This window comes from Halomonas sp. YLB-10, from assembly GCF_003856855.1.
Taxonomy (GTDB): Bacteria; Pseudomonadota; Gammaproteobacteria; order Pseudomonadales; family Halomonadaceae; genus Halomonas; species Halomonas litopenaei.
Map to the genome: position 1 here is coordinate 1 of NZ_RRCU01000018.1, position 2,454 is coordinate 2,454.

Sequence of the window (2,454 nt, forward strand, 5' to 3'; positions counted from 1 at the left end):
GTAAGCGCCCGGGCATCACCCTCTTTCAGTGATCAGTCTGCCGGCTTCCAGTGCTGCGGCAAGAGTTCGTGGATCTGGCTGGCCTTCTGGGTCGGCAGCCGAGCCAGCACGTCTTTCAGGTAGGCATGCGGTTCATGGCCATTCAGCTTGGCAGTCTGGATCAGGCTCATGATGGTGGCGGCGCGCTGGCCGCTGCGCAGTGAGCCGGCAAATAGCCAGTTCGAACGGCCCAGCGCCCAGGGGCGGATCAGGTTCTCCACCCGGTTGTTGTCGATCGGCAGTCTGCCGTCATCGAGATAGCGCGTCAGCGCCGTCCAGCGTTTTAGGCTGTAATCCAGTGCCTTGGCCGTCGCCGAGCCGTTCGGCACCTTCTCGCGATGAGCCAGCATCCAGCGATGTAAGGCGTCGGCAATGGGCCTCGCTCGGGTGTCGCGTCGCCGCTGGCGTTCTTCACCACTCAGCGACTGGGCCTCGCGCTCCACCTGGTAGAGCTGGCCGATGAGCTCGATGGCCTGCTCGGCAATCTGGCTCTTGCCGGCCACATGCAGGTCGACGAACTTGCGTCGCGCATGAGCCATGCAGCCGATTTCGGTCACGCCGTTGGCAAAGCTCTGTTTGTAGCCGCCGTAGTCGTCGCAGATCAGCTTGCCTTTCCACTCATCGAGGAAGTCCCGGGCATGCTGGCCGCCGCGCCCGGGCGCGAAGTCGTAGATCACCGCCTTCAGCGCGGCGTAGGGCGTAGTGGCATAGGCCCAAAGGTAGGCCTTATGGGTCTTTTTCTTGCCCGGAGCCAGCATCGGTACCGGCGTTTCATCGGCATGCAGTATCGGTTCGGTGAGCAGGGTCTCGCGCAGGGCATCAACGAGTGGCTGCAGCCGCACCCCGCAGATGCCGATCCATTCCGCCAGAGTGGAGCGGGGTATCTCCACGCCGGCGCGGGCAAATATCTGTGATTGGCGGTAGAGCGGCTGATGGTCGGCGTACTTGGCGATCATCACCTGAGCCAGTAACCCCGAGGTGGGGATGCCCTTGTCGATCACATGGACCGGCATCGGTGCCTGAATCAGTGTCTCGCACGCATCGCAGACCCACTTGCCGCGGATATGCCGCTCGACGGTAAACACGCCCGGCGTGTAGTCGAGCTTCTCGCTGATTTCCTCGCCAATGCGGCGCCGCTGGCAGCCGCACGTGCAGTGCTCGCTGTCGGGCTCGTGTCGGATCTCGACACGCGGCAGGTCGTCGGGCAGGGGCTGGCGTTTGGGCTTTTGCTTGGTGGCGGGCACCGTCGCCGGGGTAGCGAGTGCTTCCAGCTCGGCCTCGATGGCGGCGATGTCGGCATCCACCACCTCGTCCAGGAGGCTGATCTGCAGGACGTTGAGCTGTTCGCTGCGCTTGCCGAAGGCGTGGCGCTTGAGCAGCGCCAGCTCAAAGGTCAGCTTCTGGTTGACCTGCTCGGTGTGGCGTAGCGTTTCCTGGCTTTGTGCCAGCGCCCGATCCTTTTCCTCCACCTGCGACATCAGCGTTGCCGCCAGGTGGCGGAGCTGATCGGGTGAGAGCTGGGACAGGTCGGGTGGCATGTTCATCCGGCGATTATGCCAGTCCACCGGCAGCAAGGGGATGCGCGGATCATCGAATGGCCAGGGTTCGCCTTCTGTGCCGACGAGGCTTACACCACCGAAATGGCCCCCGCCGGGCCGATGCGCTGCCAGGGCAGGCCCTGGACCAGTGCCGCCACTTGCTCCGACGACAGTTCCACCCGGTCGCCGTGCCAGTTACCGGCCCAGTGGAACTTGCCTTGATTGAGACGGCGCGCGCACAGCCAGACCCCCAGGCCATCGTGGATCAGCACCTTCATGCGGTTGCCGCGCCGGTTGGCGAACAGATAGGCACAGTGTGGGCGGGCGGTGCCGAACACCTTCACCACCCGGGCCAGCGCCGTGTCGGGGCCGGCGCGCATGTCCAACGGCTCGGTGGCCAGCCAGATCTCGTCGATACGGATCACGACAGCAGGTCCCGAAGCAGCGCCCGACAGCCCTGAGCATCGGACACTGGCCATTCGATGGTCACCGTGCCTTGGGGACTCGGCAGTGAAAGGCGAATACGCTCGGCTTCCCGATGCTGGCCCGCCGCTGGTGTGGCGGTTCTGGCCATCGGAACCGGGACAAATGCCGGGGTATCCTTCACCGGCGCCGACCGCCGAGCCTCACGGATCCACTTATGGACCAGATTGGCGTTCAGGGCATGCTCCAACGCGATGCCGGCCACTGAGGCACCGGGTTGTTGGCACGCTTCGACGATCCTGGCCTTGAACTCGGCTGTAAAGCGGCGGCGCTTTCGAGGCGCCTCCAGTACGCTTAACTCACTCATCGTAGGTGTCCACTAAGCAATAGGTGGACACCTACCGTCATCGAAGTCGGAGCTCAACGGAAGGTGTGTTCACCGGCCGGATACGCT

At 64.2% G+C, this 2,454-nt stretch carries 3 protein-coding genes; all 3 read right to left on the bottom strand.

Annotation, left to right across the window (positions count from 1 at the left end):
* Window positions 1–32: 32 nt before the first annotated feature.
* A complete protein-coding gene (tnpC, locus tag EBB56_RS21720) occupies window positions 33–1,583 on the bottom strand; it encodes an IS66 family transposase (RefSeq protein WP_124805330.1) in 1,551 nt (516 codons plus the stop codon).
* Window positions 1,584–1,666: 83 nt separating this feature from the next.
* Window positions 1,667–2,002: an IS66 family insertion sequence element accessory protein TnpB gene (gene tnpB / locus EBB56_RS21725; protein WP_185696498.1), complete on the bottom strand. Its 336-nt coding sequence runs from the start codon at window positions 2,000–2,002 to the stop codon at window positions 1,667–1,669.
* Window positions 1,999–2,367: an IS66-like element accessory protein TnpA gene (gene tnpA / locus EBB56_RS21730; protein ID WP_124805332.1), complete on the bottom strand. Its 369-nt coding sequence runs from the start codon at window positions 2,365–2,367 to the stop codon at window positions 1,999–2,001. The genes tnpB and tnpA overlap by 4 nt, the downstream gene beginning before the upstream one ends.
* Window positions 2,368–2,454: the final 87 nt, after the last annotated feature.

Bases quoted from the DNA above. Each gene is read 5' to 3' on its own strand.
- tnpC (WP_124805330.1), bottom strand. From the start codon at position 1,583: ATGAACATGCCACCCGACCTGTCCCAGCTCTCACCCGATCAGCTCCGC.
- tnpA (WP_124805332.1), bottom strand. From the start codon at position 2,367: ATGAGTGAGTTAAGCGTACTGGAGGCGCCTCGAAAGCGCCGCCGCTTT.